The organism is Marivita sp. (assembly GCF_020055675.1).
Taxonomy (GTDB): domain Bacteria; phylum Pseudomonadota; class Alphaproteobacteria; order Rhodobacterales; family Rhodobacteraceae; genus Marivita.
Window position 1 is genome coordinate 117,842 of the sequence record NZ_JAIPUS010000001.1, and the last position, 23,514, is coordinate 141,355.

The 23,514-nt window shown below is 60.5% G+C and carries 25 protein-coding genes; 8 read left to right on the forward strand and 17 right to left on the reverse strand.

Annotated elements, in window-relative coordinates:
* Nucleotides 1-18 precede the first annotated feature (18 nt).
* The 7 genes from pufQ to LCF59_RS00575 form a co-directional block, all read right to left on the reverse strand.
* The gene (gene pufQ, locus LCF59_RS00545) at nt 19-246 is read right to left on the reverse strand and encodes a cytochrome PufQ (RefSeq protein WP_292284572.1); all 228 of its coding nucleotides are present in this window, start codon (nt 244-246) and stop codon (nt 19-21) included.
* Entirely contained in the window at nt 243-1,706 is a 1,464-nt protein-coding gene (gene bchZ, locus LCF59_RS00550) for a chlorophyllide a reductase subunit Z (protein ID WP_292284574.1), read from the reverse strand. Before bchZ ends, pufQ begins: the two co-directional genes overlap by 4 nt.
* Nucleotides 1,706-3,265 carry a chlorophyllide a reductase subunit Y gene (gene bchY, locus LCF59_RS00555; protein ID WP_292284576.1) on the reverse strand — a complete coding sequence of 520 codons (1,560 nt, stop codon included), beginning with the start codon at nt 3,263-3,265 and terminating at the stop codon, nt 1,706-1,708. Before bchY ends, bchZ begins: the two co-directional genes overlap by 1 nt.
* On the reverse strand, nt 3,262-4,263 hold the full coding sequence (locus LCF59_RS00560) for a chlorophyllide a reductase iron protein subunit X (RefSeq protein ID WP_292284578.1): 1,002 nt from the start codon (nt 4,261-4,263) through the stop codon (nt 3,262-3,264). The genes bchY and LCF59_RS00560 overlap by 4 nt, the downstream gene beginning before the upstream one ends.
* Complete coding sequence (gene bchC / locus LCF59_RS00565) at nt 4,260-5,201, reverse strand: chlorophyll synthesis pathway protein BchC (protein WP_292284580.1); 942 nt, start codon at nt 5,199-5,201, stop codon at nt 4,260-4,262. Before bchC ends, LCF59_RS00560 begins: the two co-directional genes overlap by 4 nt.
* A 145-nt stretch (nt 5,202-5,346) precedes the next feature.
* Nucleotides 5,347-6,363 (reverse strand): methyltransferase, encoded by a 1,017-nt coding sequence (locus LCF59_RS00570; RefSeq protein WP_292284582.1) that lies wholly within the window; start codon nt 6,361-6,363, stop codon nt 5,347-5,349.
* A gap of 127 nt (nt 6,364-6,490) precedes the next feature.
* Entirely contained in the window at nt 6,491-7,366 is an 876-nt protein-coding gene (locus LCF59_RS00575; RefSeq protein WP_292284584.1) for a polyprenyl synthetase family protein, read from the reverse strand.
* A 95-nt stretch (nt 7,367-7,461) separates the two neighbouring features.
* Between LCF59_RS00575 and crtD the strand changes: the two genes are divergently transcribed.
* Nucleotides 7,462-9,033: a 1-hydroxycarotenoid 3,4-desaturase CrtD gene (gene crtD / locus LCF59_RS00580; protein WP_292284586.1), complete on the forward strand. Its 1,572-nt coding sequence runs from the start codon at nt 7,462-7,464 to the stop codon at nt 9,031-9,033.
* On the forward strand, nt 8,988-9,860 hold the full coding sequence (gene crtC, locus LCF59_RS00585; protein WP_292285003.1) for a carotenoid 1,2-hydratase: 873 nt from the start codon (nt 8,988-8,990) through the stop codon (nt 9,858-9,860). Before crtD ends, crtC begins: the two co-directional genes overlap by 46 nt.
* A 47-nt stretch (nt 9,861-9,907) precedes the next feature.
* Here crtC and LCF59_RS00590 read toward each other — a convergent pair whose 3' ends face one another.
* Genes LCF59_RS00590 through LCF59_RS00600 form a run of 3 tightly spaced genes read right to left on the reverse strand, consistent with a single transcriptional unit; the run spans nt 9,908 to nt 12,983 of the window.
* On the reverse strand, nt 9,908-10,390 hold the full coding sequence (locus LCF59_RS00590) for a TspO/MBR family protein (RefSeq protein ID WP_292284588.1): 483 nt from the start codon (nt 10,388-10,390) through the stop codon (nt 9,908-9,910).
* Nucleotides 10,391-10,395: 5 nt separating this feature from the next.
* Complete coding sequence (gene crtB / locus LCF59_RS00595) at nt 10,396-11,436, reverse strand: 15-cis-phytoene synthase (RefSeq protein WP_292284590.1); 1,041 nt, start codon at nt 11,434-11,436, stop codon at nt 10,396-10,398.
* A complete protein-coding gene (locus LCF59_RS00600; protein WP_292284592.1) occupies nt 11,433-12,983 on the reverse strand; it encodes a phytoene desaturase in 1,551 nt (516 codons plus the stop codon). The genes crtB and LCF59_RS00600 overlap by 4 nt, the downstream gene beginning before the upstream one ends.
* A 121-nt stretch (nt 12,984-13,104) precedes the next feature.
* Between LCF59_RS00600 and crtA the strand changes: the two genes are divergently transcribed.
* Genes crtA through bchO form a run of 4 tightly spaced genes read left to right on the forward strand, consistent with a single transcriptional unit; the run spans nt 13,105 to nt 17,360 of the window.
* Nucleotides 13,105-13,812 carry a spheroidene monooxygenase gene (gene crtA, locus LCF59_RS00605; RefSeq protein ID WP_292284593.1) on the forward strand — a complete coding sequence of 236 codons (708 nt, stop codon included), beginning with the start codon at nt 13,105-13,107 and terminating at the stop codon, nt 13,810-13,812.
* Nucleotides 13,809-14,813 (forward strand): magnesium chelatase ATPase subunit I, encoded by a 1,005-nt coding sequence (gene bchI, locus LCF59_RS00610; RefSeq protein ID WP_292284594.1) that lies wholly within the window; start codon nt 13,809-13,811, stop codon nt 14,811-14,813. The genes crtA and bchI overlap by 4 nt, the downstream gene beginning before the upstream one ends.
* The gene (locus tag LCF59_RS00615) at nt 14,810-16,504 is read left to right on the forward strand and encodes a magnesium chelatase subunit D (RefSeq protein WP_292284596.1); all 1,695 of its coding nucleotides are present in this window, start codon (nt 14,810-14,812) and stop codon (nt 16,502-16,504) included. The genes bchI and LCF59_RS00615 overlap by 4 nt, the downstream gene beginning before the upstream one ends.
* Before the next feature lies 1 nt (nt 16,505).
* Complete coding sequence (bchO, locus tag LCF59_RS00620) at nt 16,506-17,360, forward strand: alpha/beta fold hydrolase BchO (RefSeq protein WP_292284598.1); 855 nt, start codon at nt 16,506-16,508, stop codon at nt 17,358-17,360.
* On the opposite strand, the gene LCF59_RS00625 is transcribed toward bchO, so the two are convergent.
* Genes LCF59_RS00625 through LCF59_RS00635 form a run of 3 tightly spaced genes read right to left on the reverse strand, consistent with a single transcriptional unit; the run spans nt 17,333 to nt 19,616 of the window.
* A complete protein-coding gene (locus tag LCF59_RS00625) occupies nt 17,333-17,920 on the reverse strand; it encodes a Smr/MutS family protein (RefSeq protein WP_292284600.1) in 588 nt (195 codons plus the stop codon). The two genes, bchO and LCF59_RS00625, sit on opposite strands and share 28 nt — an antisense overlap.
* The gene (locus LCF59_RS00630) at nt 17,917-18,918 is read right to left on the reverse strand and encodes an MltA domain-containing protein (RefSeq protein ID WP_292284603.1); all 1,002 of its coding nucleotides are present in this window, start codon (nt 18,916-18,918) and stop codon (nt 17,917-17,919) included. The genes LCF59_RS00625 and LCF59_RS00630 overlap by 4 nt, the downstream gene beginning before the upstream one ends.
* 38 nt (nt 18,919-18,956) lie before the next feature.
* Nucleotides 18,957-19,616: a Tim44/TimA family putative adaptor protein gene (locus LCF59_RS00635; RefSeq protein ID WP_292284604.1), complete on the reverse strand. Its 660-nt coding sequence runs from the start codon at nt 19,614-19,616 to the stop codon at nt 18,957-18,959.
* A gap of 104 nt (nt 19,617-19,720) precedes the next feature.
* Between LCF59_RS00635 and LCF59_RS00640 the strand changes: the two genes are divergently transcribed.
* Entirely contained in the window at nt 19,721-20,215 is a 495-nt protein-coding gene (locus LCF59_RS00640) for an FxsA family protein (RefSeq protein WP_292284606.1), read from the forward strand.
* 66 nt (nt 20,216-20,281) lie between these two features.
* Nucleotides 20,282-20,791 (forward strand): protein-export chaperone SecB, encoded by a 510-nt coding sequence (secB, locus tag LCF59_RS00645; protein ID WP_292285005.1) that lies wholly within the window; start codon nt 20,282-20,284, stop codon nt 20,789-20,791.
* A gap of 4 nt (nt 20,792-20,795) precedes the next feature.
* Here secB and dnaQ read toward each other — a convergent pair whose 3' ends face one another.
* The 4 genes from dnaQ to LCF59_RS00665 are packed head-to-tail and all read right to left on the reverse strand — an operon-like array spanning nt 20,796 to nt 23,497.
* Complete coding sequence (gene dnaQ / locus LCF59_RS00650) at nt 20,796-21,485, reverse strand: DNA polymerase III subunit epsilon (protein ID WP_292284608.1); 690 nt, start codon at nt 21,483-21,485, stop codon at nt 20,796-20,798.
* Nucleotides 21,478-22,071 (reverse strand): dephospho-CoA kinase, encoded by a 594-nt coding sequence (gene coaE, locus LCF59_RS00655; RefSeq protein WP_292284610.1) that lies wholly within the window; start codon nt 22,069-22,071, stop codon nt 21,478-21,480. Before coaE ends, dnaQ begins: the two co-directional genes overlap by 8 nt.
* The gene (locus LCF59_RS00660; RefSeq protein WP_292284611.1) at nt 22,068-22,901 is read right to left on the reverse strand and encodes a shikimate dehydrogenase; all 834 of its coding nucleotides are present in this window, start codon (nt 22,899-22,901) and stop codon (nt 22,068-22,070) included. The genes coaE and LCF59_RS00660 overlap by 4 nt, the downstream gene beginning before the upstream one ends.
* Nucleotides 22,898-23,497 (reverse strand): Maf family protein, encoded by a 600-nt coding sequence (locus LCF59_RS00665; RefSeq protein WP_292284613.1) that lies wholly within the window; start codon nt 23,495-23,497, stop codon nt 22,898-22,900. Before LCF59_RS00665 ends, LCF59_RS00660 begins: the two co-directional genes overlap by 4 nt.
* Between the last annotated feature and the right edge of the window lie 17 nt (nt 23,498-23,514).

The following is a 23,514-nucleotide window of genomic DNA, read 5'->3' on the forward strand; positions in this document are numbered from 1 at the left end:
CTCGCTCTCCGTGCCCTTTCAGGCCGAGAATATCAGGGGTGTGATCCGATCTGCCTCGCACCACGCGCGGGCCAATGGGCCGGGCATGTTGAGCGTTTGCTTCTGGAAAATTTCCAGCATCCAGATCACGAGCGCGAACGGGATCGCCACGATGAAGATTATGCTGAAATACACCAGAAACTCGGTTCCCCGTTTCGTGTGACCGTGCCTCGATGTGCGCGTGTCAGAAGAGGTGAAATCCGTCATGTGTTCGGTCCTCCTTGGGTTTTGACCAGAGCCTGAACGGTTTCTTTGACCACACGTTCAGCGCCTTGTTTCAATGCTGCCGCCTCTGCGGCATCGCGCAGGTTCTTGGCGGCAGAAATTCGGGTAAGTACGGGATGCTGGGCGACGATCCGGTCCAGCTCGGCCTGCGCATCGGCATCCCAAGGGAAGTCGCGGCGCAGCGGAGTCAACGTGGCATCCGCTTCGTCCATTTCGGTGCCCAGCGGCAGGATGTGGAACAGCGCATCGAACAGACCGTTGCACACCTCCTGCAACAGATATGTTGCCCCGGCGTATCCCATCATGGGGGTCCCGGTATGGCGCCGGATCGCAGCACCGGGGAACGAAGCGGGTATGAATGTCGGCTGCGGGCCATGCCCGGCCTTCATCTCGGCCAGGTACATCTTTTCGTTGATCGATCCCATCAGGACAAGCGGTCGCTTGTTGTGCACGAAGGAGCGGACTTCTTCGTTGTTGGTCTTCGACCCGGCAACGCGCGCCACGGCAAAGGCGCATGGCAAGCCCAAATCACCTTCGAGATAGTTGCGGATGCCACGTGCATAGGTTTCGTTGGCGACGATCCCGAAAGACGCTGTTGCAAAGAAATCCTGCGTCACGGAGCGCCACAAATCCCAGACAGGCTTCAACGTCGAATGCTTTTCCTGTTCGATGAACGGTTCCGGGTCCAGGCCCAAAAGTTCGCCCAGTTTGCGCAGGAACTTGGTCGTCGATTCCATTCCGATCGGCGCTTGGAGGTATGGTTTGCCCAGCACTTCGCACAATCCGCGGCCAAACTCGCGATACATGCAGATGTTCACATCCGCATTCACGAGGTTCCGCATCTCGGCAAGATGCGCACCGAGGGGCATGACCATGTTGACCTCGGCCCCCATGCCTTCGACCAGGCGTCGGATCTCGGCCAGGTCGGACGGCATGTTGAAGGTGCCATACATTGGCCCGAGGATGTTCACGCGCGGTTTGGAATCCTCCTCGCGCTTCTTCTCGGGTGGCATACGACCCTTGGTCATGCCGAACTCGGTGAAGATCCACGTCATCGCGCGATCCGCGCTTTCCCACTGATCTTCATCGATGGTGCGCGGCAGGAAACGCTGGATGTTGGTGCCCTGTGGCGTGACACCGCCACCGATCATCTCGGCGATCGACCCTGTCACGACAACCGCTGGCAGCGCGGGATCGAGCACTTTCCACGCCCGTTCCATCGCCTCTTCGGTGCCCTTGCCCATCTCGTCCTCACCGAGGCCCGTTACCACGATAGGGAGTTCATGCGGCGGCAGCGCATCGGTGTAGTGCAGAACCGACGTGACCGGCAGGTTTTCGCAGCCGACAGGCCCATCGATAACAACTTGCAAGCCTTTCACGGCGGTAAAGGCATACACGGCGCCCCAATACCCGCCTGCGCGATCATGATCCTGGATCAGCATCAGATCATCTCCTGCGCTTTGGCGGCGCGCGCCTGCTTGTCGAGCTTTTTCTGATGTTGCGCGCGGAAATCCGGACGCAGGTTTGGTGACCCTTCCCAAACACCCGCAGTATCCCCCTGCCCGACACCCTCGAAGAAGGCTTTCATGTCGTCCATGCGCGACTTGCCGGCGATGGCGGCATTGACAACTTCGGCAAGGGACCCGGCCCCGGCTGGACCCATCAAGGGTCGCGCGGAAATCAGGTTGGTGTAATACAGTCCCGGAATCCCCATTTCCTTGGCCTTTTGCACAACAGGTGTCGTGCCAATGGCCAGGTCAGGATTGATCGCCGCCATCGCCGCGCAATCGTCTTCAAGCGAAGCACGATAGGTGACCTTGATTCCCTTGGATTCGAGCCACTCGCGATCCGGATCGGACCACGCAGTTTGCGGGCACGCCGTTCCGACATAGCGCAGATCCGCACCGCTTTCGACCAGCAGACGCGCGACCAGAAGCTCGGAGCCTTCATAGCCCGAAAGCGTGATCGTTCCATTGATCGGCGCGGCGGCCAAAGCCTCCTTGATGGAGGGCAGGAACGCGTTTTGCGCCGCAGCAATCTGATCTTTCGGGATATCAAAAGCCTCGCCAATATTGGCAAGCCACGCGGCGGTGCCATCATGGCCAACGGGGGCAGAGCCAACAATTGGACGTCCCGCCGCTTCGAATTCACGGATTGCCGCCGTATAGAAGGGATGGATGGCCGCGACCACGCCGCAATCGAGCGCGGCATAAAGCTCGCGCCATTCACGGCAGGGCACCACGGGTCCGGCAGCCAGCCCCATCGGGGCCAGCATGGCGCCGATCGTCATTGGATCGGCGGGGAACATCTCACCCAGAAGGGCGACAGACGGACGATCCGCCTTGCCGTTTTCAGGCGCTTGCACCGGACCGGCCTTGACCTCTTCGCGGGCATAATTCAGCATCGCGCCAGCCAGAACATCCTTGGCCTCGGCATGGGTCGGAATCCCGAAACCCGGCACGTCGATACCGACGATCCGCACGCCATTGATTTCCTTTGGCAAGAGCCGCAACGGCACGCCGGAGGCGGTCGGCACACACAGATTGGTCACGACGATCGCATCGAACCGATCCGGATCGGCCATCTCGTGCACGCTGTCACGGATGTCTTCATAGAGCTTGCCCGTCACCAGCGATTCGGAATTGAACGGCACATAGCCGACAGACCGCCGCGCACCGTAAAAATGCGACACGAATGTAAGCCCGTAAACGCAGCACGCAGAACCAGAGAGGATCGTCGCCGTGCGCTTCATCCGCAACCCGACGCGAAGTGACCCGAATGCGGGACACATGCTTTGTGGTTGGTCATGTGGGCCCGTGGGATAATCCTTTGCGAACTGGTCCAGCATTTCGGAATTGCCCGCCATGCGTGCGGCCTTTTCCATTTCGGACCCCGAATGGCACCCCAGCCCATCGGCAATCACAGGCGCGGCCGTGTCGTTGGGTTCACCCCGAACGACCTCGACCTCGGCTGTGTCATCATATGTGGTTTCCTTGGTCATACTTCGTCGTAAACCACTTCGAGAGACTCTAGCGGCGCCGCGTTCTTGCCGCGCATGTCGATGTCTGTCGCGGGCTCCAGCACCACGTCGGCGCCGGTTTCCGATCCATCGAACAAGTCAAGCAATCCATCCTGGGTCAGGGGTGTCGGTCGCACCGGGGGCGCGACGGCGACATTCATGCCCAGCTCTGCAAAGAGCGACCCCCACTGAGAGGCATCGGTGCCGACGATCTGGTAATTCGCCGATTTCTTGCGCAGGTCGTCATCCTGCGGGATAGACGCGAGGATCGGGATATCGACCGCCTTGGCAAAGGCCTGAGCCTCACCGGACTGGTCGTCCTTGTTCACCACAAGGCCGGCAACACCGACATTTCCGCCGAGCCTGCGGAAGTATTCGACCGCTGAACAGACATTGTTGGCGACATAAAGGCTTTGAAGATCGTTGGAGGCTACAAGGATCACCTTCTGCGCCATGTCGCGTGCGATCGGCAGACCGAAGCCGCCACAGACCACGTCGCCCAGGAAATCGAGTAGAACGTAATCGAAATCCCAATCATGGAAGCCCAGCTTTTCAAGCAGCTCGAAGCCGTGGATGATACCCCGACCGCCACAGCCGCGGCCCACTTCAGGGCCGCCCAGTTCCATGGCAAACACGCCGCCCCGCTTGAAGCAGACGTCGCCGATCTTGACTTCTTCGCCGGCCAGTTTCTTCTTCGTCGAGGTTTCGATGATCGTCGGGCAAGCCTTGCCTCCGAACAGCAGGCTGGTCGTGTCGGATTTCGGGTCACACCCGATCAACAAAACCCGTTTGCCCTGCTCGGCCATCATGTGGCTCAGGTTGGCCAGCGTAAAGGATTTGCCGATCCCGCCTTTGCCATAAATGGCGATGATCTGGGTTTTCTTGGTCGCCTCATCCGGGATGACATCGGCCAAATCCTCATTGGCCTCGTCCCGCAAACGCTTGTCGAAGTCTTTCAAATTTGGAACGTCGTCTTTCACGAAGCAGTCTCCCAGTTGAGGATCATTTTCAGGCAGCTCGAATCTTCGAACGCCCTGCGATAGGCATTCGGTGCGTCCGTAGCTGGCGCTTTATGCGTGATGAGCCCATCAAGGCTCAGCGCGCCGTTCTCGACGAGGGTCCGCGTGGCTGCCAGGTCGTCGCGCGCCCATTCGGCGGCGACGCGGAACCGCGCCTCTTTCATGAATGCAGGCGGGAAGGCGAATTGCAGCGGCTGGGTGTAAAACCCCGCCAAGACGATCTCGCCACCCCTCGCGATACGCCCCACAAGATCGTTCAGAAGGTCACCGTTGCCGCTGGCGTCATAGATCGACTGATAATCACGACGATCATCGCTGTCGGGATGCACCACCTCGTACCCGTCTGCGCCCGATGTCCGGTCCGGGTTGATTTCCCAAACCGTTGGCGCCGGTGCTCCGGCGGCGATTGTCAGGCGCGCCAAAAGGCGGCCCAGAACGCCATGCCCCACGATCAGATCGGGAACGGTCTTGTCCAGGCCGGCCATCGCGTGCCGGGCCGTTGCCGCCAAGGCGAGCAATGCGCCTTGCGCGCCGAGCATCCGGTCGATCCGGGTCACGCGATCCTGCGCAGTTACCAACCGGTGGGTCGCCCCCCCGAACAGGCCAAATACACCATCATAACAATTGGCACCGGGAACGAACACGTGATCCCCGGGCTTGTAGCTCGTGTTTGAGCCGGCCTCGACCACCTCTCCGGACGCCTCGTAGCCCGGTATCAGCGGATAGCCCATGCCGGGAAACGGCGGCATGTCGCCGGTCCAGAACAGCTTTTCGGTTCCGGTCGAAATTCCCGAATGGGTGATGTCGACAACCAAATCGTCCGCACCGGGATCGGAAAGCTGCACGGTCTCCAGGCCAAGGGTCTTCGGCGCGTTCAGCACGACGGCGTTCGTTTGCATCCTGACCTCCCATGGCTTGGTGACATCGCCCCCGGGAATCGAATCCCATGTGTCACGCTTTGGCTAATCTCAGTGTCAGTTTATTCTTACACATATATCTGTCAACTAAAATGGACACATTGACGTGTAAACTTGCAAAGTCACGTCACTTTTTTGGTTTAACCGCTGTCAGAGCGGTCGTGACAAAGGGGCGCCGCGATGGAAAATCGGCAATCTTGACGAATCCGGCCGCCTGGCACAGGTCCTTGATGCGCGCAGGGCCGCGTACCGTGCCGGTTTTCATCGCGAGACAGTAGAAACTGAAATAGACATCGCCGGCGATTTCAGGCCGGTTTCCACCTGACATCGGCTCCGAGATAACCAGCCGTCCTCCCTCGGGCAAAACGTCAAACACCTGCCGCAAAAGGTCAGTGACGGTGTTGTCCTCGTGATCATAGAGAACGCGGATCAGGGAAATCATGTCCGCGCCATCGGGCAGGGGATCATCCCGAAACGACCCTGGCACAAAGTCCAGACGGTCACTGGCCTTGGAGACGCCCATTCTCTCTCGCGCCTGTGCTTGAACTGCTGGAAGATCGAACACCGTGGCGTGCAAGTCGGGGTGTTTCAGCGCCGCCGCTTCGGCAAAGACGCCATAGCCCCCTCCGACATCCAGAAGATGCGTCGTATCGCGCAAGTTCACCGCCGAGAGCGTATCCGCGGCAACCATTTCTTGCGACCGCGCCATCAGGTCGGAATACCGGTTTGATGTTTCCACATCCTCGGCCTGATCCGCACCAAACACGTAGGGCCAGAACGCCGCCAGCTCGGTATCGACCTCGTCCCGCAAAAGAGCGACCGGATCCGACAGGTCACGGTAAAACGCGGCGTGGTGGCGAATCATGTCCTCCAGCCCCGGTACTCCAATCAATGCAGCGCCCTTGCGGGCCAGGCTGTAGCGTCCCTTGCGGTCCAGCCTTGTCAGCTTCATCGCGGTTGCCGCCCTCAGCAATCGGTCCATTCGGTCAACGGACACATCGGACACAACCGCGAGGGTCTCCACGGTTTGCGGTCCCTCCATCAGCCGGTGCAGAACCCGCAGCTCGACCAACGCAAAAAGAACCTGTGATTTGACAAAGCCCTGAACGATATCGAAAAGTTCGGCCCCGTCTTTGGCTGCCATTCTACGGGTCAGCGCAAATGCGGAGGCCCAACGCTGAAATCCGGGTCGGGCGATCAGGCGCATGAAACGCGTGCGTAGATTGAAAGACGGACGGGGCCGAACCGGCGTATCCGAGGCCAGGGCCATTTTACCCTGCTTGGGCTGCGCTGTGGGCCGGAACCGGTGTCAGGCGTTCAGCCTGGAGCCGCACCATTTCGGCCAGTTGCGCTTCGCCGGGGCAGGATGGAATGGATGAAATCGCCCCTGACAGAACATCCCGCAGGCGCGATTGCGCCCCGTCAACGCCAAGAACCGCAACCGCATTGGGTCTGCCATGCAGGTCATCCTGTCCAACGGGCTTGCCCAGCGCAGCGCTGTCATAAAGAGCATCCCGCAAATCATCAGCGACCTGGAAAGCCTCGCCAATGCGAGCGCCCAGTTCGAACCAGGGTTCCTCGTCCTGGCCAGCCGCAATCGCCCCCATCTGCGTCGCTGCGATGAACAGCGCGCCGGTTTTGGATCGGTGATAGGCCGACAGGTCGATCTTGCTTTCGCTTTCCCACCCCTGGCCGGCGCAAATGCCATGCGGCATTCCGGACTGACGAGTCAGCGTGCGGATCAAACGCACGGCCCGGTCCGGCGCATCCCCGGCCGCCATGGCCAGGACCTCGAACGCCAGGATGATGAGTGAATCGCCCGCCAGGACCGCAAGAGGCTCGGAATAGGCCCGATGTACGGACGGTTTGCCCCGACGGATTTCCGCATCGTCGAAACAGGGAAGATCATCATGCACAAGGCTTGCGCAATGGATCAATTCGAGCGCGGCAGCAGCCGCATCCGTCACTTTGGGATTGTCATCCCCACAAGCCATTGCAACCGACATCAGGATCGTTGGGCGGATCCGCGCGCCGCCGGGTGTGCAGGCATAATATAACGCGTCCGACAGTTGTTCGGGAGGTGTTCCATCCTGTCCGATGCGAATAGCCGCTTCGACTGCGGCATTGATGCGGGTCTGTAGGTTCATCGAACACTCCCAAAAACAGTGTATTGTCATCTTAAACTTACACATTAGTGTAAACCATACTGGACACCTGACCAAAGCGAGTCAACAATTCGATGATGAAAAAGCCAGATCACAGCTCTGACCGCGTTATTGTCATTGGCGCTGGGATCGGTGGATTGGCGGCGGCCCTGCCGCTTGTTCATCGCGGGTTCGATGTAACGCTGCTGGAACAGCACGGCGCGCCGGGCGGCAAGATGCGACAGGTGAACGGCGTGGATGCCGGGCCAACCGTCCTGACCATGCTTGATGTTTTCGAAGCAGTGTTCGACGAAGTTGGCGAGGCGCTCCAAGACCATGTGAGCCTGATCCCGCAGCCGATCCTCGCCCGCCATTGGTGGCCCGACAGCGGCCCGCTGGACCTCTTCCCGAACCAGACCCAAAGCGCCGATGCGATCGAGGCGTTTGCGGGGCCAACGGCACGCACGGAGTTTACAAACTTCGCGCAACGCGCCGCGCGGTTGTTCGATGGGTTCCGCGACCCCATGATGCTGCGCCCGGAACCCAGGCTGAGCGCCTTGACCCTGCATGTCTTGCGGAATCCGAGGCTGATCCAGGATATGGGAGTGGGGCAAACGCTCGGACATCTCCTGAAAAACAGCTTTACCGATCCGCGCTTGCGGCAGCTCTTCGGACGTTACGCCACCTATGTCGGTGGGTCGCCGGATCGGTCGCCAGCGCTGCTTTCACTGATCTGGGACGCCGAAGCCCGCGGCGTCTGGTGCGTCAAAGGCGGGATGAGCGCGCTTGCCCGCGCCATGTCCGATTTGATCACGGCGCGGGGCGGTACCCTGCGAACGAATGTAAAAGTTCAAAGGATCGACGCCGCGTCCGGTGCTGTGTCCGGCGTCACGCTGGCATCGGGCGAAACGCTTTCTGCCGATCATGTCGTCTTCAATGGAGATCCGCGCGCGCTTGCGACAGGGCTTCTGGGCACCGACACGCGTCATACAGCCCAGATCACCACCAAACGCGCGCGCAGCCTTTCCGCAAATGTCTGGAGCTTTCATGCGGCCCCGTCCGACATCGATCTTTCCCATCACAACGTGGTCTTCTGTGACCCGTCCAGGACCGAGTTCGCGAAGATCGAAAAGGGGCAAATCCCGTCCGATCCCAGCCTCTACATTTGCGCCGAGGATCGCGGCCAGAACACAGCACTGCCCGATATCGAACGGTTCGAGATCATCATGAACACCCCGCCGCTTACCCAGCGCGCGGCAACACCCGAGGATTACGAGATATGTCACAGTCGGACCTTCCCACGTCTGCGCAACTTCGGGCTGAGCTTCTCACCGGAGCCGGGGCCAGAGGCGCTGACCACGGCCAGGCGGTTCGACACGCTGTTTCCCGGCAGCAGCGGCTCCCTCTACGGGCAGACCCCACATGGAATGACCGCAGCGCTGGAACGGCCGACGGCGCGGACGCGGATCACGGGTCTATACCTCGCGGGGGGAGGGACACATCCGGGGGCAGGCGTTCCAATGGCAGCGCTCTCCGGCAGGCACGCGGCCGCGGCGATCGTTGCGGACCGAACTTCAACCTCGCGGTCCCGAAAAACGGATACGCATGGTGGTATGTCGACGGGATCAGCAACGACGGCACGCGGGCTGTCTCGGTCATCGGGTTCATAGGGTCGGTCTTTTCACCGTGGTACAGATGGTCTGGCCGCAAGAACCCCGAGGACCACGTCTGCATCAATGTCGCGACCTATGGACCCGGTGGACGCTTTACGATGACGGATCGCGGGACCCCTGCCCTGCAGCAATCTGAAACCACGCTGACCGTCGGACCCTCTTCGATGACGTGGGAAAACGACAAACTGGTGATCGACGTGGACGAGGTGTCTGGTCCGCCGATCATCAGCCGCGTGCGCGGCACAATCACCGTCACGCCAAGCGCTATCACCGATGTCGAGCTTGCCCTGACCGACGACGGCGCGCATATCTGGCGGCCATTCGGTCCAGTCTCGGGGATTTCGGTTGGTCTGGAGGCCCCGGGATGGACATGGGAAGGGCACGGATATTTCGACGCGAATTTCGGCACACGCGCGCTCGAGGAGGATTTCACCTATTGGACCTGGGGCCGTTACCCGGCACAGCGCGGAAGCACCTGTTTCTACGACGCGACACGGTTGGATGGATCGACGCTTGGCGCCGGCTTTCACTTTGACAGCGACGGCGCCGCCTCTGAACCCGATTTGCCACCGAAGACAAAGTTCAAACGATCACTTTGGGCGGTGAAACGGGAAACGCGCAGCGATCCGGGGTATCAGCCACGACAGGTGATGAACATGCTCGACGCGCCGTTCTATTCCCGGTCGATGGTAGAAACCAGACTGGATGGTGAAGCAACAGTCGGGGTACATGAAGCGCTGGACCTGAAACGGTTCCGCTCTCCGTTGCTGAAACCTATGCTCGCGATGCGCGTCCCGCGCCGCCGAAACTGGAGTTTCGATTAGCGCGTTGCGTGAACACACGTTACCGCGACAGGTTTTGGCCTCACACCCTAAGACGCAGCCGTTCCACCTTCTTTGGCCTCGTCGGGGTTGAGTCGCCAGACGCTGGCATTCAATGCCCCGGCAATCGTGACCCAGACCAAATACGGGATGAACAAAAATCCCGCGATCAGATCGACCTGGAACAGCGCCCAGATGGTCGCCGCCACCGACAGCCACAGCGCGGACAGGACGATCATTCCCAGTTTGATCCACTTCAATCCGAAAAAAACCGGTGTCCAAAGGCCGTTAAGCGCAATCTGTAACGCCCAGAACGCCATCGCCAGGCCATTGTCCGGCAAAAGTGCGACCCGCGCACCCGCCACTGCCATGCACAGGTAAAGCGTCGTCCACGTCACGGGAAAGGCCCAGTCGGGTGGTGTCCATGAGGGTTTGTTCAGGTTGCGGTACCAAGATCCGGGCGAAAACAGGGCCCCGGTGGACCCCGCAGCAAGGCAGGCAACAAGAAAAATGAGGAACAGGACCCAGAACATTCGGTTTACGTAAACCGACCCTCGGCACCTTGCAAGGCATCGCGCTGATCTCTTTCCCGCTGGGCCACTTGGGACAGCGCCTCGAAAACCGCGTCGGACCTTGATCGACGCTCGGTGCCCTGCCCTGCTGCATGCACGAGAAACTCGGTCTCGGGCAAGCTACGGGCATAAAGAACGGCGGATCGCGGCATCACCATGGTTGTCGCCGCCTTCGCGGCGGAGGCCGCAACCCAACCGAGCTTCTGCGCTTTCGACGTGTGTGCGCGTGCCGAGATCGAATCGTACCCGCCGCGCTGCACCTGCCCGCCAATACCGGCATAGATAAATCGCGCCGCGTAGATGCCGGTGCGCGAGGACAGCGGGAGCGCCGCGACCCCGGCCTCGGAGCGCATGTAAAGACGGTTCGCCTGCATCACGAGCCGTCGTGTCATCTGGCGGATCGCCTTTGTCGGTTTCGGGTCGGCAAGAAACGCATCCACATCAATTCCCGCTTCGCCAAGCCACTCCAACGGCAGGTAAATCCGCCCCTCGAGGGCGTCTTCGCCGATGTCGCGCGCTATATTGGTCAGCTGCATCGCCACACCCAGATCGGCGGCGCGGGCCAGGGCGTTCGGATCGCGGACGCGCATCAGAACGCACATCATCACACCGACGGCAGATGCCACACGCGCCGAATAATCGAAAAGGTCGGACAGTGTGTCGTAACGCCGGCCCATCGCGTCCCACGCCAATCCCTCGAGAAGCGCATCCGGCAAGGCGCGCGGCATCTCGAAGTCTTCGACCACGCGCGCAAAAGCCCGGTCTGGCGCGGCGTTGTCAGGGCAGCCGTTATAAATCCGTTCCAGACGGTCCTGAAGTCGCAGAACCGCCGCGGCCTTATGTTGTTGCAGATCAACCGCGTCATCCGCCAATCTGCAGAAGGCATAAAGCGCAAGGGATGGATCGCGTACATTATCCGGCAACAGGCGCGAGGCCATGTGAAAGGACAGCGATCCATGGCGGATCGCCTCGCGGCAGGCGTCGATATCGCTCTGCGCAGAGCTCATCCCCGCACCAGGGCGGGATCGGGAACCAATTGCGCCAGAACCTCGGCCGAGGAAATCACACCTGGCAGCCCTGCACCCGGATGGGTGCCTGCCCCGGTCAGGAACAACCCGTCCAGTTCCTCGCTCACATTGTGCGGCCGGAACCACGCGCTTTGCAGAATACGGGGTTCGATGGAAAAGCCCGTGCCATGCGGCGACATGTACCTGTCCTTGAAGGTCTCCGGGGTGAACACCTCGCTTGCGGTGACACGGCTTGCGAAGCCGGGAAGCAATTGATCCTCCAATGTCTTGGTCAGGCGAACACGATATTCGCGCTCCAGCTCCTCCCAATTGGCGGCGTCCTCGTGACCCAGATGCGGAACCGGGCTGAGGATATAGAACGTGTCGTCCCCCTCTGGCGCCGCGCTGGGGTCGGTCACCGTGGGACGGTGAACATAAAGGGAATAATCCTCGGGCACAGCGCCCTTCTTGAATATGTCTTGGACAAGACCGCGATAGCGTGGCCCGTTCAGGATTGTGTGGTGGCCCACATCCTTCCACATGTCGCGGGTGCCCTTGGTGCCGAAATACCAGACATAAAGCCCCATCGACCAGCGCCGCGACTTGAGCTTCTTCGGGGTCCAGCGTTTGCGTTTTTGGTTGCGCAGCAGGTGGTCATAAGTAAACCCGGCATCTGCGTTCGAGACAACGATATCGGCGGTCAGGACCTCCCCCGACGCCAGTTTGACACCCCGTGCCCGCCGGTTCTTGACAAGGATCTCGTCGACCTCGGTCTCCATCCGCAGGCTGCCGCCCTGGTCGGTGATGATCTCGGCCATGTTTTCGGCAATCGCAGCAACACCGCCCATCGCGTAATGGACCCCGAATTCCTTTTCGAGATGCGAAACAAGAATATACATCGAGGTCACGTTGAACGGATCGCCGCCGATGAACAGCGGATGGAACGACAGCGCCATCCGCAGCCGCTCATCCTTTACGCGTTTTGCGGCATGGGCATAGACCGACCGATCCGCGCGCAGCATCGCAAAACGCGGCAAGACACGAATCAGATCGATCAGCTTGTGCATCGAGCGCCGGCCCAGATCTTCGAACCCGAACCAATAGCGTTCCTCGCTGTCGCGCAAGAACCGGTCATACCCATCGACATCGTCAGGGGACAAGCGCCGCACCTCTTCGCGCATTGCAGCGGTGTTCTGTCGCGCGGTGAATTTCGATCCATCCGGCCACCGGATTTCATAGAAGGGGTCCAACGGGCGGAGGTCCACTTCCTTGTGGAAATCACGCCCACAAGCGGCCCATAACTCCTTGAAAATCTGCGGAACGGTGACGATCGTCGGCCCCAGATCAAAGCGATGGCCATCCTTCCAGATGCACGATCCGCGGCCCCCCGGCACGTCCAGTTTGTCAATCACTGTCACGCGGTAACCAAGCGCGCCCAATCGCATGGCCGAGGCAAGGCCCCCCAAACCGGCGCCAATCACGATGGCATGGGCCGATGTCAGCTTGTCAGAATGAGCCGCGAGGGCGGTATCGAGTTTTGTCATCATAGGTCCATGATATACTGTCAACTTTACTTTACAATAATAGCCAGCAAAATGTATCAAAAAATTATGATCTTCCCTCATTCTGTGAAATGTGTCAGATTAAGTTTACACTATGGGAACCGAAATGCAGACCGTAAGCCTGAGCTTTTACCGCTTTGCCGCACCGTTATCGCGGATGTGGGCGCTCGGTATGATGGGCGCAGCCCGTCTGTCCTTGCCGCGAATCGACGGACTCCAATTCTGGAAGTTGTGCGGGTCCGGCACCGGAGAAGGGTTCACACCCATTCCCAATACCGCCGTTTACGCGATCCTCACGGTGTGGCCCGATCTTGCCCGCGCGCGCGACGCGATCGTCAACGAACCCCTGTTCACCCGCTACCGCGCAAGGGCCGATGAGCATTGGACCGTGTTTCTCACACCCTATTCGGCCCGCGGTGCGTGGTCCGGACAAACCCCGTTTATCGAGGAATCACCCGCGCCAACCGGCCCCATCGCTGCGTTGACCCGTGCAACCGTGCGTCCCGGCGTTGCCGCGCAGTTCTGGAAGCGCGTGCCGGATATCAGCGGCGTGATCGGATCGGATCCCAACGTCCTGTTCAAGATCGGCATCGGCGAGATACCACTTCTGCAACAGATCACCTTTTCCATCTGGCCGGATTCCCGCTCCATGGCGCAATTCGCCCGCGACAACGGCCCCCATGCCAACGCCATTCGCGCCGTGCGAGATGGCAAATGGTTCCGCGAAGAGCTTTATGCCCGCTTCCGAGTCACCGATGAGCTTGGCAGCTGGGACGGCCAATCTCCCCGCATTCTCAAGGACATCGCTGCATGAGACATTCCTTCCCCTTCTCGGCCATCGTTGGACAGGACCAGATGAAGCTGGCCATGATCCTCACCGCCATCGACCCCGGCATCGGCGGTGTTCTGGTATTTGGCGACCGGGGCACCGGCAAATCCACCGCGGTGCGCGGGCTCGCGGCGCTGCTTCCGCCGATCACCAAGCTGGAAGGCAGCGTCACCAATGCCGAAACGCAGGACGACATGCCCGCCTGGGCAGAGCCTGTTTCCGGCGCCTCGATCAGCGCACCGACGCCGGTGGTCGACCTGCCCCTGGGCACAACCGAGGATCGCCTTGTCGGCGCGCTGGATATCGAACGCGCGCTCAGCCGGGGGGAAAAGGCGTTTGAACCCGGTCTGCTGGCCAAGGCCAATCGTGGCTATCTTTATATCGACGAGGTGAACCTCCTGGAGGATCACCTCGTCGATTTGCTGCTGGACGTCGCACAATCGGGCGAGAACGTGATCGAACGCGAAGGTCTGTCCGTGCGCCACGACGCGCGCTTCGTGCTGGTGGGCTCTGGCAACCCTGAAGAGGGCGAATTGCGTCCGCAACTCTTGGACCGGTTTGGCCTTTCGGTCGAGGTGCGGTCGCCTGACGACATTGATGAACGGGTCGAAGTGATCCGCCGCCGTGCCGCGTTCGACACCAACCCGGATGCCTTTGTCGAAAAATGGTCCGTCGAAGATACCAGGATCCGCGATGCGATCCTGGCCGCCCGCGCCGTGTTGGCTTCAACCGACGCGCCGGACGCCACGTTGCGCGATTGCGCCGGCCTGTGTGTTGCCATCGGTTCCGACGGCTTGCGCGGCGAGCTCACGCTGCTGCGCGCCGCCCGTGCGCTGGCCGCGTATCAAGGAAGCGACAAGGTCACGCGAGATCATCTTCGCGCAGTCGCCTCCATGGCCCTCAGCCACCGCTTGCGGCGCGATCCGCTCGACGATGCCGGCTCATCCACCCGCGTCGACCGCACGGTCGAGGAAGTCTTTGCATGAAGCAAGACCCGGCTGCCATCCAGGTGCAGGGCCAGTTGGCGCTGACACTCTTGGCGGTTGATCCGGCCGGGTTGGGCGGACTTCACCTGCGCGCGAGGGCAGGGCCGGTCCGGGACCGGTTTTGTGCTCCGATCAAGATATTTTTTCCCAGTTCGCGCCGTATCTCACCGTCGATCTCCGATCTTCAGCTCTTTGGCGGTGTCGATATCGGCGAAACCCTGACGCGGGGTAGGCTGGTGCATGCCAAGGGTCTGCTCGACGCGCCGACACCGCTCGTCTTCACGATGGCGGAACGCTGCGAACCCGGGCTTGCAGCGCGGCTGGCGCAGGGGCTCGATTCCGGCGTCGGTCATGCGCTGATCCTGCTGGACGAAGGGGCGGAGGATGATGAAATCGCCCCAACCACGCTAACCGAGCGGCTGGCCTTTCGCGTCGATCTTGATGGTTTGCGGCATGCAGACCTGCCCAGCCTCGTGATCCCCGATGCCGATGTGGACCGGGCCCGCGAGGCTCTGACCGATGTGAATATCCCCCAGGATGTGCCAACGGCGCTTGCCGTGACGGCAATCCGCTTCGGCATCGGGTCCCTGCGCGCGCCCCTTCTGGCGCTTGCGGCCGCGCGGGCGAATGCCGCCTTGAACAACCGGGACGCGGTCAATCAGGACGATCTTCAGATCGCGGTTCAACTGGTTTTCGCCCATCGCGCCACGCAACTGCCAGCCGAGGAGGAGGAAGACGACCCACAGGATGACAGTCAACCGGACGACACGCCGGACGATCAAGCACCTGATGATCAGGACGACACTGATCTGGCTCTACCCGACGAGCTCTTGATCGAGGCGGTGAAGGCGATGTTGCCCTATGATGTGCTGTCCATGCTCGAAGGATCGGGCCGCACCAAAACCGGCGGCGGAAGCGGCGGTGCAGGGCAGAAGAAACGGGGTAATCGGCGCGGACGGCCTTTGCCCTCGCGGCGGGGACGGCTGGATGGGGGCAACCGGATTGATCTTGTCGCCACCCTGCGTGCCGCGGTTCCGTGGCAAACGATCCGCCGCAAGCAAAATCCCGAACGCTCCGGCGTGTTGATTCAGCCATCGGACATCCATGTGAAAGTCTACCAGGAAGTGTCCGACCGTCTTCTGATCTTTGCCGTGGATGCCTCGGGCTCGTCCGCCGTGGCCCGCCTGGCCGAGGCGAAAGGCGCGGTCGAGCTGATGCTGGCTGACGCCTATGCCCGCCGCGATCATGTGTCACTTGTTGCCTTTCGCGGTGAAAGCGCCGATCTGATCCTGCCGCCAACGCGGTCTCTGGTGCAAACCAAGCGCCGACTTGCCGGTCTGCCCGGCGGCGGCGGTACACCGCTGGCCGCCGGTCTCAAGGCTGCGGCAGAGCTGGCGCAACGCGCGCGCGCGCAAGGGATGTCGCCGTCGGTCGCGGTGCTGACGGATGGGCGTGCCAATGTCCCGCTGCCGGGAAAATCGGGACGCGCCGCTGCGCAGGGTGATGCCCAGGCGATGGCGCGGCATATCCGGGCGCTCAGGATCCCGAGCGCTATGATCGACACATCCGTACGGCCGCACCGCGATCTTCGTACGCTTTGCGACGTGATGGGCGCGCAGTACATCCCACTTCCCCGTGCTGATGCCAAAGGTCTGAGCCGAGCCATCGACACCGCTTTGGGTGAGAGCTGACATGGGGGTGGTTGACCTCTCGATGGAGTGGCCACACGCAGAACACTCGCGCATCGTGCAGGTACGCCCCCATCGCTGGCATGTTCAGGAAATGGGGCAGGGCGAAACCGTCCTGCTGCTGCACGGCGCCAGCGGCTCTACCCATTCGTGGCGTGACGTGATGACCGATCTGGCCCGGGATCATCATGTCGTGGCGGTTGATCTTCCGGGCCATGGTCAGACAAAGCTGGGCTCGCGCCACCGGTCGTCCTTGTCTCTGATGGCGCAGGATCTGCAAAGCCTGATCGACCACGAAGGTTGGGTTCCAAAGGCGATCCTTGCGCATTCCGCAGGCGCGGCCCTCGGGCTACGTCTTTTGCAAGTCGCGAATAAAGACATTCAGCTTGTCGCGGTCAATCCGGCCCTGACGCCCTTCAAGGGGTTGGCGGGTGTGCTCTTTCCCATCGCGGCGCGTCTGGTCGCGCTCAGTCCGGCGATGGCCAAGCTGATCAAGCGGCGCATGGCAGGTCCAGGGCAGGTGGTGTCCCTGATGGAAACCACCGGCTCCAAGATCTCGCCCGAAGGTCTGAACCTGTATGCCAAGCTTTTTCGCAGCGAGTCGCACCTGGATGGCGCGTTGCTGATGATGGCGCAGTGGAAACTGGACGGGCTTGTTGCGGATCTGCCCAAGATCACCGCGCCCTGCACGTTTATCGTCGGCACGAACGACAAGGCGGTGCCGCCTTCGTCTGTCTTTGACAGTGCACGCAAAATGCCGAATGCGGAGGTTATCGCGTATGACGGATACGGGCATCTTCTGCACGAGGAAGCACCCAGCCTGGTTGCTGATCACCTGCGCGCGGATCTGCGCAAGTAGACATAGAACGCCCCGCCGCCGCCGTGGCGGATATGCGCCTCTGACACATCCAGAACCGCCGTCTGCAACGGTGCCATCCTGAGCCAGATCGGCACCTGCCTTTTCAACACGCCGCGCTGGCGTGGCATCGGGTCGTGCGGATCCTCCTGCTGGCCCTTGCCCGTGATGACAAGAACAAGGCGCAACCCGCGTGAATAGGAAGTCAGGATAAAGCGGGACAATGCCGGATGCGCCTGATCCAGCGTCATGCCATGCAGGTCGATCCGGGCCTCGGGTGCGAGTTTGCCACGCCGCATCTTGCCAAAGGTCTTGTTGTCCATCGCCGGTTTGGACCGCGTCGATGGCTGCGGCGTGCTGATTTGGCTTTGTGGCCGCGGCGCCTTGGTACCAACATCGAACGCCTTGTACAGGTCGTCCATCGGCGCGGGATCGCGTGACTTCTCGGGGCTTGGCGTCGGCGCGGCCCTTTCGCGGCGCAACGCTTCGGGCAGCGGCGTCGTCGAATGGGCAACTTTTTGCCAAAGCTCCCGTTCTTCCGGATGGAGCTTGCGGCGGGTCATTGCAAAGTCTCCGGCAGGAACGCGTAGGCGCGCTGGATCGGCATCAGGACAACCATGCGGCCGGGATCCTTGATCCGCCCAGCCATTTGCCCGGCTTCATCTCCGGTGCCGAAAAACACATCCGCGCGCTGCGCACCCTTGATCGCGGAACCGGTGTCCTGCGCCACCATGAGCCGCCGCAACGGATCATTCCCGTCTTTTTCGATCCAGACAGGTGCCCCCAAAGGCGTGGTGGCAGGATCGACAGCGATCGAACGCATCGGCGTTATCGACCGGTTCATCGCACCAAGTGGCCCCAGGTCGGCAGGCACCTGGCTCACCTCGCGGAAAAAGACGTAGGACTCATTGTGAAACAACAGAGCCTCGCCATCCATCGGGTTGCGTCGCACCCAGTTCTTGATCACCTCTGCCGAGACCTGATGCGCGTCATACATGCCGCGCCGGACCAGTTCTTGTCCGATCGATCGATATGCGTGTCCGTTCGCGCCGCCATACCCGACGCGGATCATGCGCCCGTCGCGATAGCGGATACGGCCCGACCCTTGCACTTGCAGGAAGAAAAGCTCCACGGGGTCATCGACCCAGGCAATTTCCAGCCCCCGGTTGTCCATCACACCGCTGGTCAGGATGTCCCGGCGGGTCAGCCATGGGCGCCGGTCATTCGCTTCCGGCGGCATCTTGTAGACGGGATAGCGGTAGGTTGGCGTGCGCACCGGGGAGCCTGACAATTCCGGCTCGAAATAGCCGGTGAACAAGGGCTCTTGGCCATCTGTAATCAGCATGGGCCGAAAGAACAGTTCGAAAAATTGCCGGGCGTCGGTCGCATCGAAGGCAAGCGCACACAGCGCGGCCCAATCGGGTTCATCAAGGTCGATGCACGTGTTCTTGAACACCGTCAGGGCCGCATCGTGGTCGTCTGCGGCCCATCCGTTCAGATCCTCGAAGCCAAGGATCGCATATCGGGTTTCCGGCTCATTCGGCACAGCAGGTCCTGTCATCAGAACGCTCACGCTTAGCGCTGCGCCGAGCCGCCGAATCATTCGCCGGTGGCGACAAGCTGCCAGTTCGGATCATCTGCGCCCATGCGGCGGGCGAAGGTCCAGACATCTTTTTGCCGCTTCACCTGTGTCGGCGATCCCTCGATCACCTCACCCGAGCTGTCGCGAACGACATATGTCAACTCGCCGATGTACTTCACCGTGATTTCCGCCGTTTGCGAGGTCTCGTCGAAGCTCGCATCGAAAAGCGACAATTCCCGCACACCGATGAACTCTGCTTCGACAGTCAGGCCCTGTTCTTCCCGCGTCTCAAGAACCTCGGCAAAGGTGTCCGCGACATCGGGTGCCAGAAGTGGTCGGATCTCGTCCATTTCGCCGCGTTCGAACCCCATCAGGATCATCTCGTAAGCGCCGCGCGCGCCACCGAGGAAATCGCCTACGCCGAAGGACGGCTCGACACGTTTCATCCGGGCCAGAGCGTCAGCGGCATCGCTGTTCGCATCGACATGGTCGACGATGTCGTGGTCCGGCCCGCCTTCGATCACTTCGAAGTCGCGTCTGGCCGATGGGCCAGTGTCCTCCCGGGGGGCGGATGGCTTTTCAAATCCTTCTCGGGTGCCAAGCACACTCTTCAAACGAAGGATCAAAAATACGGCGATGCCGGCAAGCACCAAAAGCTGTAGCAGCGGAGAATTCATCAGGACCTCGCCCAGACCAAAGTGGAAACATCGTTCTTCGATCCCTATGTAGGTGTTGGGCGCGACTTAGTCCACCGCGCGCCCGGTGAAAGGAGTGCCTTGCCATGTGGCTATTTGTGCCTTTTGTAGCAGTTCCGCTGGTCGAGATCGGTCTTTTCATCCAGGTCGGCGGGTGGATCGGGCTCTGGCCCACTCTGCTGATTGTCGTTCTCACAGCTGTGCTTGGCACGTATCTGGTGCGGTCGCAGGGGATCATGGCGATGAATAACCTGCGGGGGTCGTTCTCTCGGCTGGAAGACCCGTCAGAACCCTTGGCCCACGGTGCGATGATCCTGATTGCAGGCGCATTACTGCTCACTCCGGGTTTTTTTACCGACGGGGTCGGTTTTTCCCTCCTTGCGCCGCCGATCCGGGCGGCGCTGATCCGCCACGCGCGCAAGCACATCAAGGTGAAGCGGTTTGATATGGGACCCGATCATCCCCCATATGGCCCGGACCCCCGCACACCGCCGCGTGACGCGGTCATCGACGGCGATTTTCATGATGTGACGGAGTCCAAAAAGCCCAACCATGATGGTTCCGGCTGGACGAAGCATTGAGGCTTGCAAAAACCGCTGGTAAGCACCAATCAGCTTTCACAACTGCGTGACCCGAGGGAGATACACATGGCTGATACGCCTGAAACCACTGGAAACGGCGCCGCTGAACAGCAGGCCGCTCCTGTCAAAATGAACGTCATGGCACAATTCGTGCGGGATTTGTCGTTTGAAAACATTCTCGCACAAAAAGGCGTGCAGGGAGACGTGCAGCCCGATGTGCAAGTTCAGGTGAACCTGGACGCCAAGAAGCGGACCGCCGATCATCAATACGAGGTGATCATGAAGCTACAGGTCACATCAAAGGCAAAGGAAAGCGGCGACACCCTGTTCGTGCTCGAGTTGGAATATGCCGGTGTTTTCCACGTCGAAAACGTACCTGACGAACAACTGCACCCATTCCTTCTGATCGAATGCCCGCGGATGATCTTCCCCTTCGTGCGCCGCATCGTCAGCGACGTGACCCGCGATGGTGGCTTCCCGCCGCTTAACCTTGAAACGATTGATTTCCTTCAGCTTTATCGCAGCGAACTGGCCCGCCGCAACAGCGAGCAGCAATCAGAAAAAGCCGACGCGTAAGCGGTCAGAGCCGCTTCCACAAAGCGGCATCCCCAAGCGTTTCGACAAAGGCGGCATGTGCCGCCTTTTCACTATCCGACAGTCGGGATGGCAAGGGGTCCGGGCGCGGTCTCGGACGCCAATCGCCGATGTCACTGCCTTCGGTCATCCCGCCTTGCGACACGTTGAGCGCAAAATCCGGCTGTTTGCCGCCGATCAGTTCAAGATAGACTTCAGCCAAGATTTCGGAATCGAGAAGCGCGCCGTGCAGTGTCCGCGACGAGTTGTCGATCCCGAACCGGCGACACAGCGCATCAAGCGATGCTGGCGATCCGGGAAATCGGCGCCGGGCGATTGCCAGCGTATCAATCGCCTGATCCATTGGGATCACGGCCCGCCTGACCCAGGACAACTCCGCATTGAGGAATTTCATGTCGAAGGCTGCGTTATGGATCACCAGCTTCGCATCTCCGATAAATTCAACAAAGGCCTGCGCGATGCTGGAAAACACCGGCTTGTCCCGCAGGAAATCATCACCCAGCCCATGCACCTCGAACGCCTCCTGCGGCATGCCGCGTTCGGGGTTGATATATTGGTGATACGTGTTTCCCGTTGGCACATGATTGAAAAGCTCGACGGCGCCGATCTCGACGATCCTGTCCCCTTGATCCGGCTCGAACCCGGTTGTTTCCGTATCAAGAACAATCTCACGCATCGGTCATGTATCTCCTGATGTCTGACACCACATCGTGAACCTGCTGGCGTGCGTGTTCAAGCGTATCGGTCTCGATCACGTAATCCGACCGGTGGCATTTCTCTGCATTTGACATCTGTTTGTCACGGATCGACGAAAATTGATCGCGGGTCATCGTCTGACGCGCCATAACCCGGTTTTCCTGTATGTCCGCCGAAACAGTGACACATGTCACCGCGTCCATCTCTGTTTCGGACCCGGTTTCGAAAAGCAGGGGAATGTCGAACACGATGATATCTGCCTCTGCCTCATCGGCAAAGCGCGCTCGATCCGCGCGTACCAAGGGATGCACGATATTTTCGATCTGACGGAGCGCGTCCGGGTCCGCATCAATGACCTGCCGCAACGCCGTGCGATCCACCACATCCGCTACGACCGCATCCGGGAACAAATCACCGATAGCCGCCACCGCAGAACCGCCTTTGGCGTAAAGACGGTGCACCGCCGCATCTGCATCCCAGACTGCGCATCCCGCATCGGAAAACATCCGGGCAGTGGTCGACTTGCCCATACCGATAGATCCGGTGAGCCCCAACCTGAAGGTCACTGCAAGACCGCTTTGCGGATGTTTTCATCGACGTCGGGCCGTTTTCCAAACCAGTGTTCGAACCCCGGCACGGCCTGATGCAGCAACATGCCCAAACCGTCCACCACGCGGCATCCCTTTTCCTCGGCGGTGGCAAGCAAACCTGTCCGCAGGGGGCTATAAACAAGGTCGGCCACGATCACGCCTAGTTTCAATCCATCCAGCGGGACGCCCATTTCCCTATGTCCGGTCATGCCAAGCGAGGTCGTGTTCACGACCAGATCCGAATCGGCAAGACTATTCCCGGCGTCCGCCCAATCCGCAACCTCGATCCGATTGCCAAAATCGTCCCGTAATTTTTCGGCACGCTCTCGGGTCCGGTTGGTCAGGATGATCCGCGGCACGCCAACATCCAGCAAAGAGAACAGTACCGCGCGCGCCGCGCCTCCGGCACCAAACACCACCGCCGTCCCGGATTTCGGGTTCCAGTTCGGAACAGTCTGGCGAATATTCTCGATGAACCCATATCCATCGGTGTTATCCGCGAGAATCCGCCCATCCTTTTGAAAAGTCAGCGTATTCGCCGCACCGATCACTGTGGCACGGTCAGTGATCTCGTCAGCGATATTCATCACGGTTTCCTTGTGCGGAATCGTGACATTGGCCCCGACAAAACCAAGGTCCGGCAAACGCGGCAACAGGTCCGTCAGGTCATCCGGTGCGATATCCAGCGGGATATAATGCCCCGGTATCCCATATTTGCGAAGCCAGTAGCCATGCACATCCGGGCTCTTGGAGTGGGCAATCGGGTGGCCGATCACAGCGGCCAAGGGGATTTTTGCGTTACTCATCCGTCGATCCGTCCCGTCAATACAAGGTGGTTCAAAAGCTCCAGCAGCGGAAGTCCAAGCACAGTGAAATAGTCCCCCTGCACCTGTGTAAAGAGCCGCGCGCCTTCTTCTTCCAACTTGTAGGCCCCCACCGAATGGCGCACGCTGTCCCAGTTCCGCTCTATGTAACTATCGAGAAAAGCATCGGAAAAATCGCGCATCCGGAGCCGGACCACACCGACGTGGCGCCATGTCGGCTTAGCATCCTCGTACAATACCGCAGCCGATAGCAGCGTGTGGGACGTATTCCGCAAAAGACGTAATTGATCCCGCGCCTCGTCCGGGCTTTTGGGTTTCGACAGCACTGCCTTGTTCACCGACAGGACCTGGTCGCAGCCCAGAACCAGAGTTCCGGGCGATTTTTCCGACACCTTGCGCGCCTTCATCTCGGCCAGGGTATCCGCGATATCTCGGGACGCGGCCTCTTCGGCCTCAAGCGCCTGCCGGATCGACTCCTCATCGATTCGTGCGGGTCGGACATCTATCCTGAGTCCCGCATTTCGTAGGAGGTCTGCTCGGATCTGGGAGCCGGATGCGAGGATCAGATCAAGATTCATGGGGACAACTCTTCGGA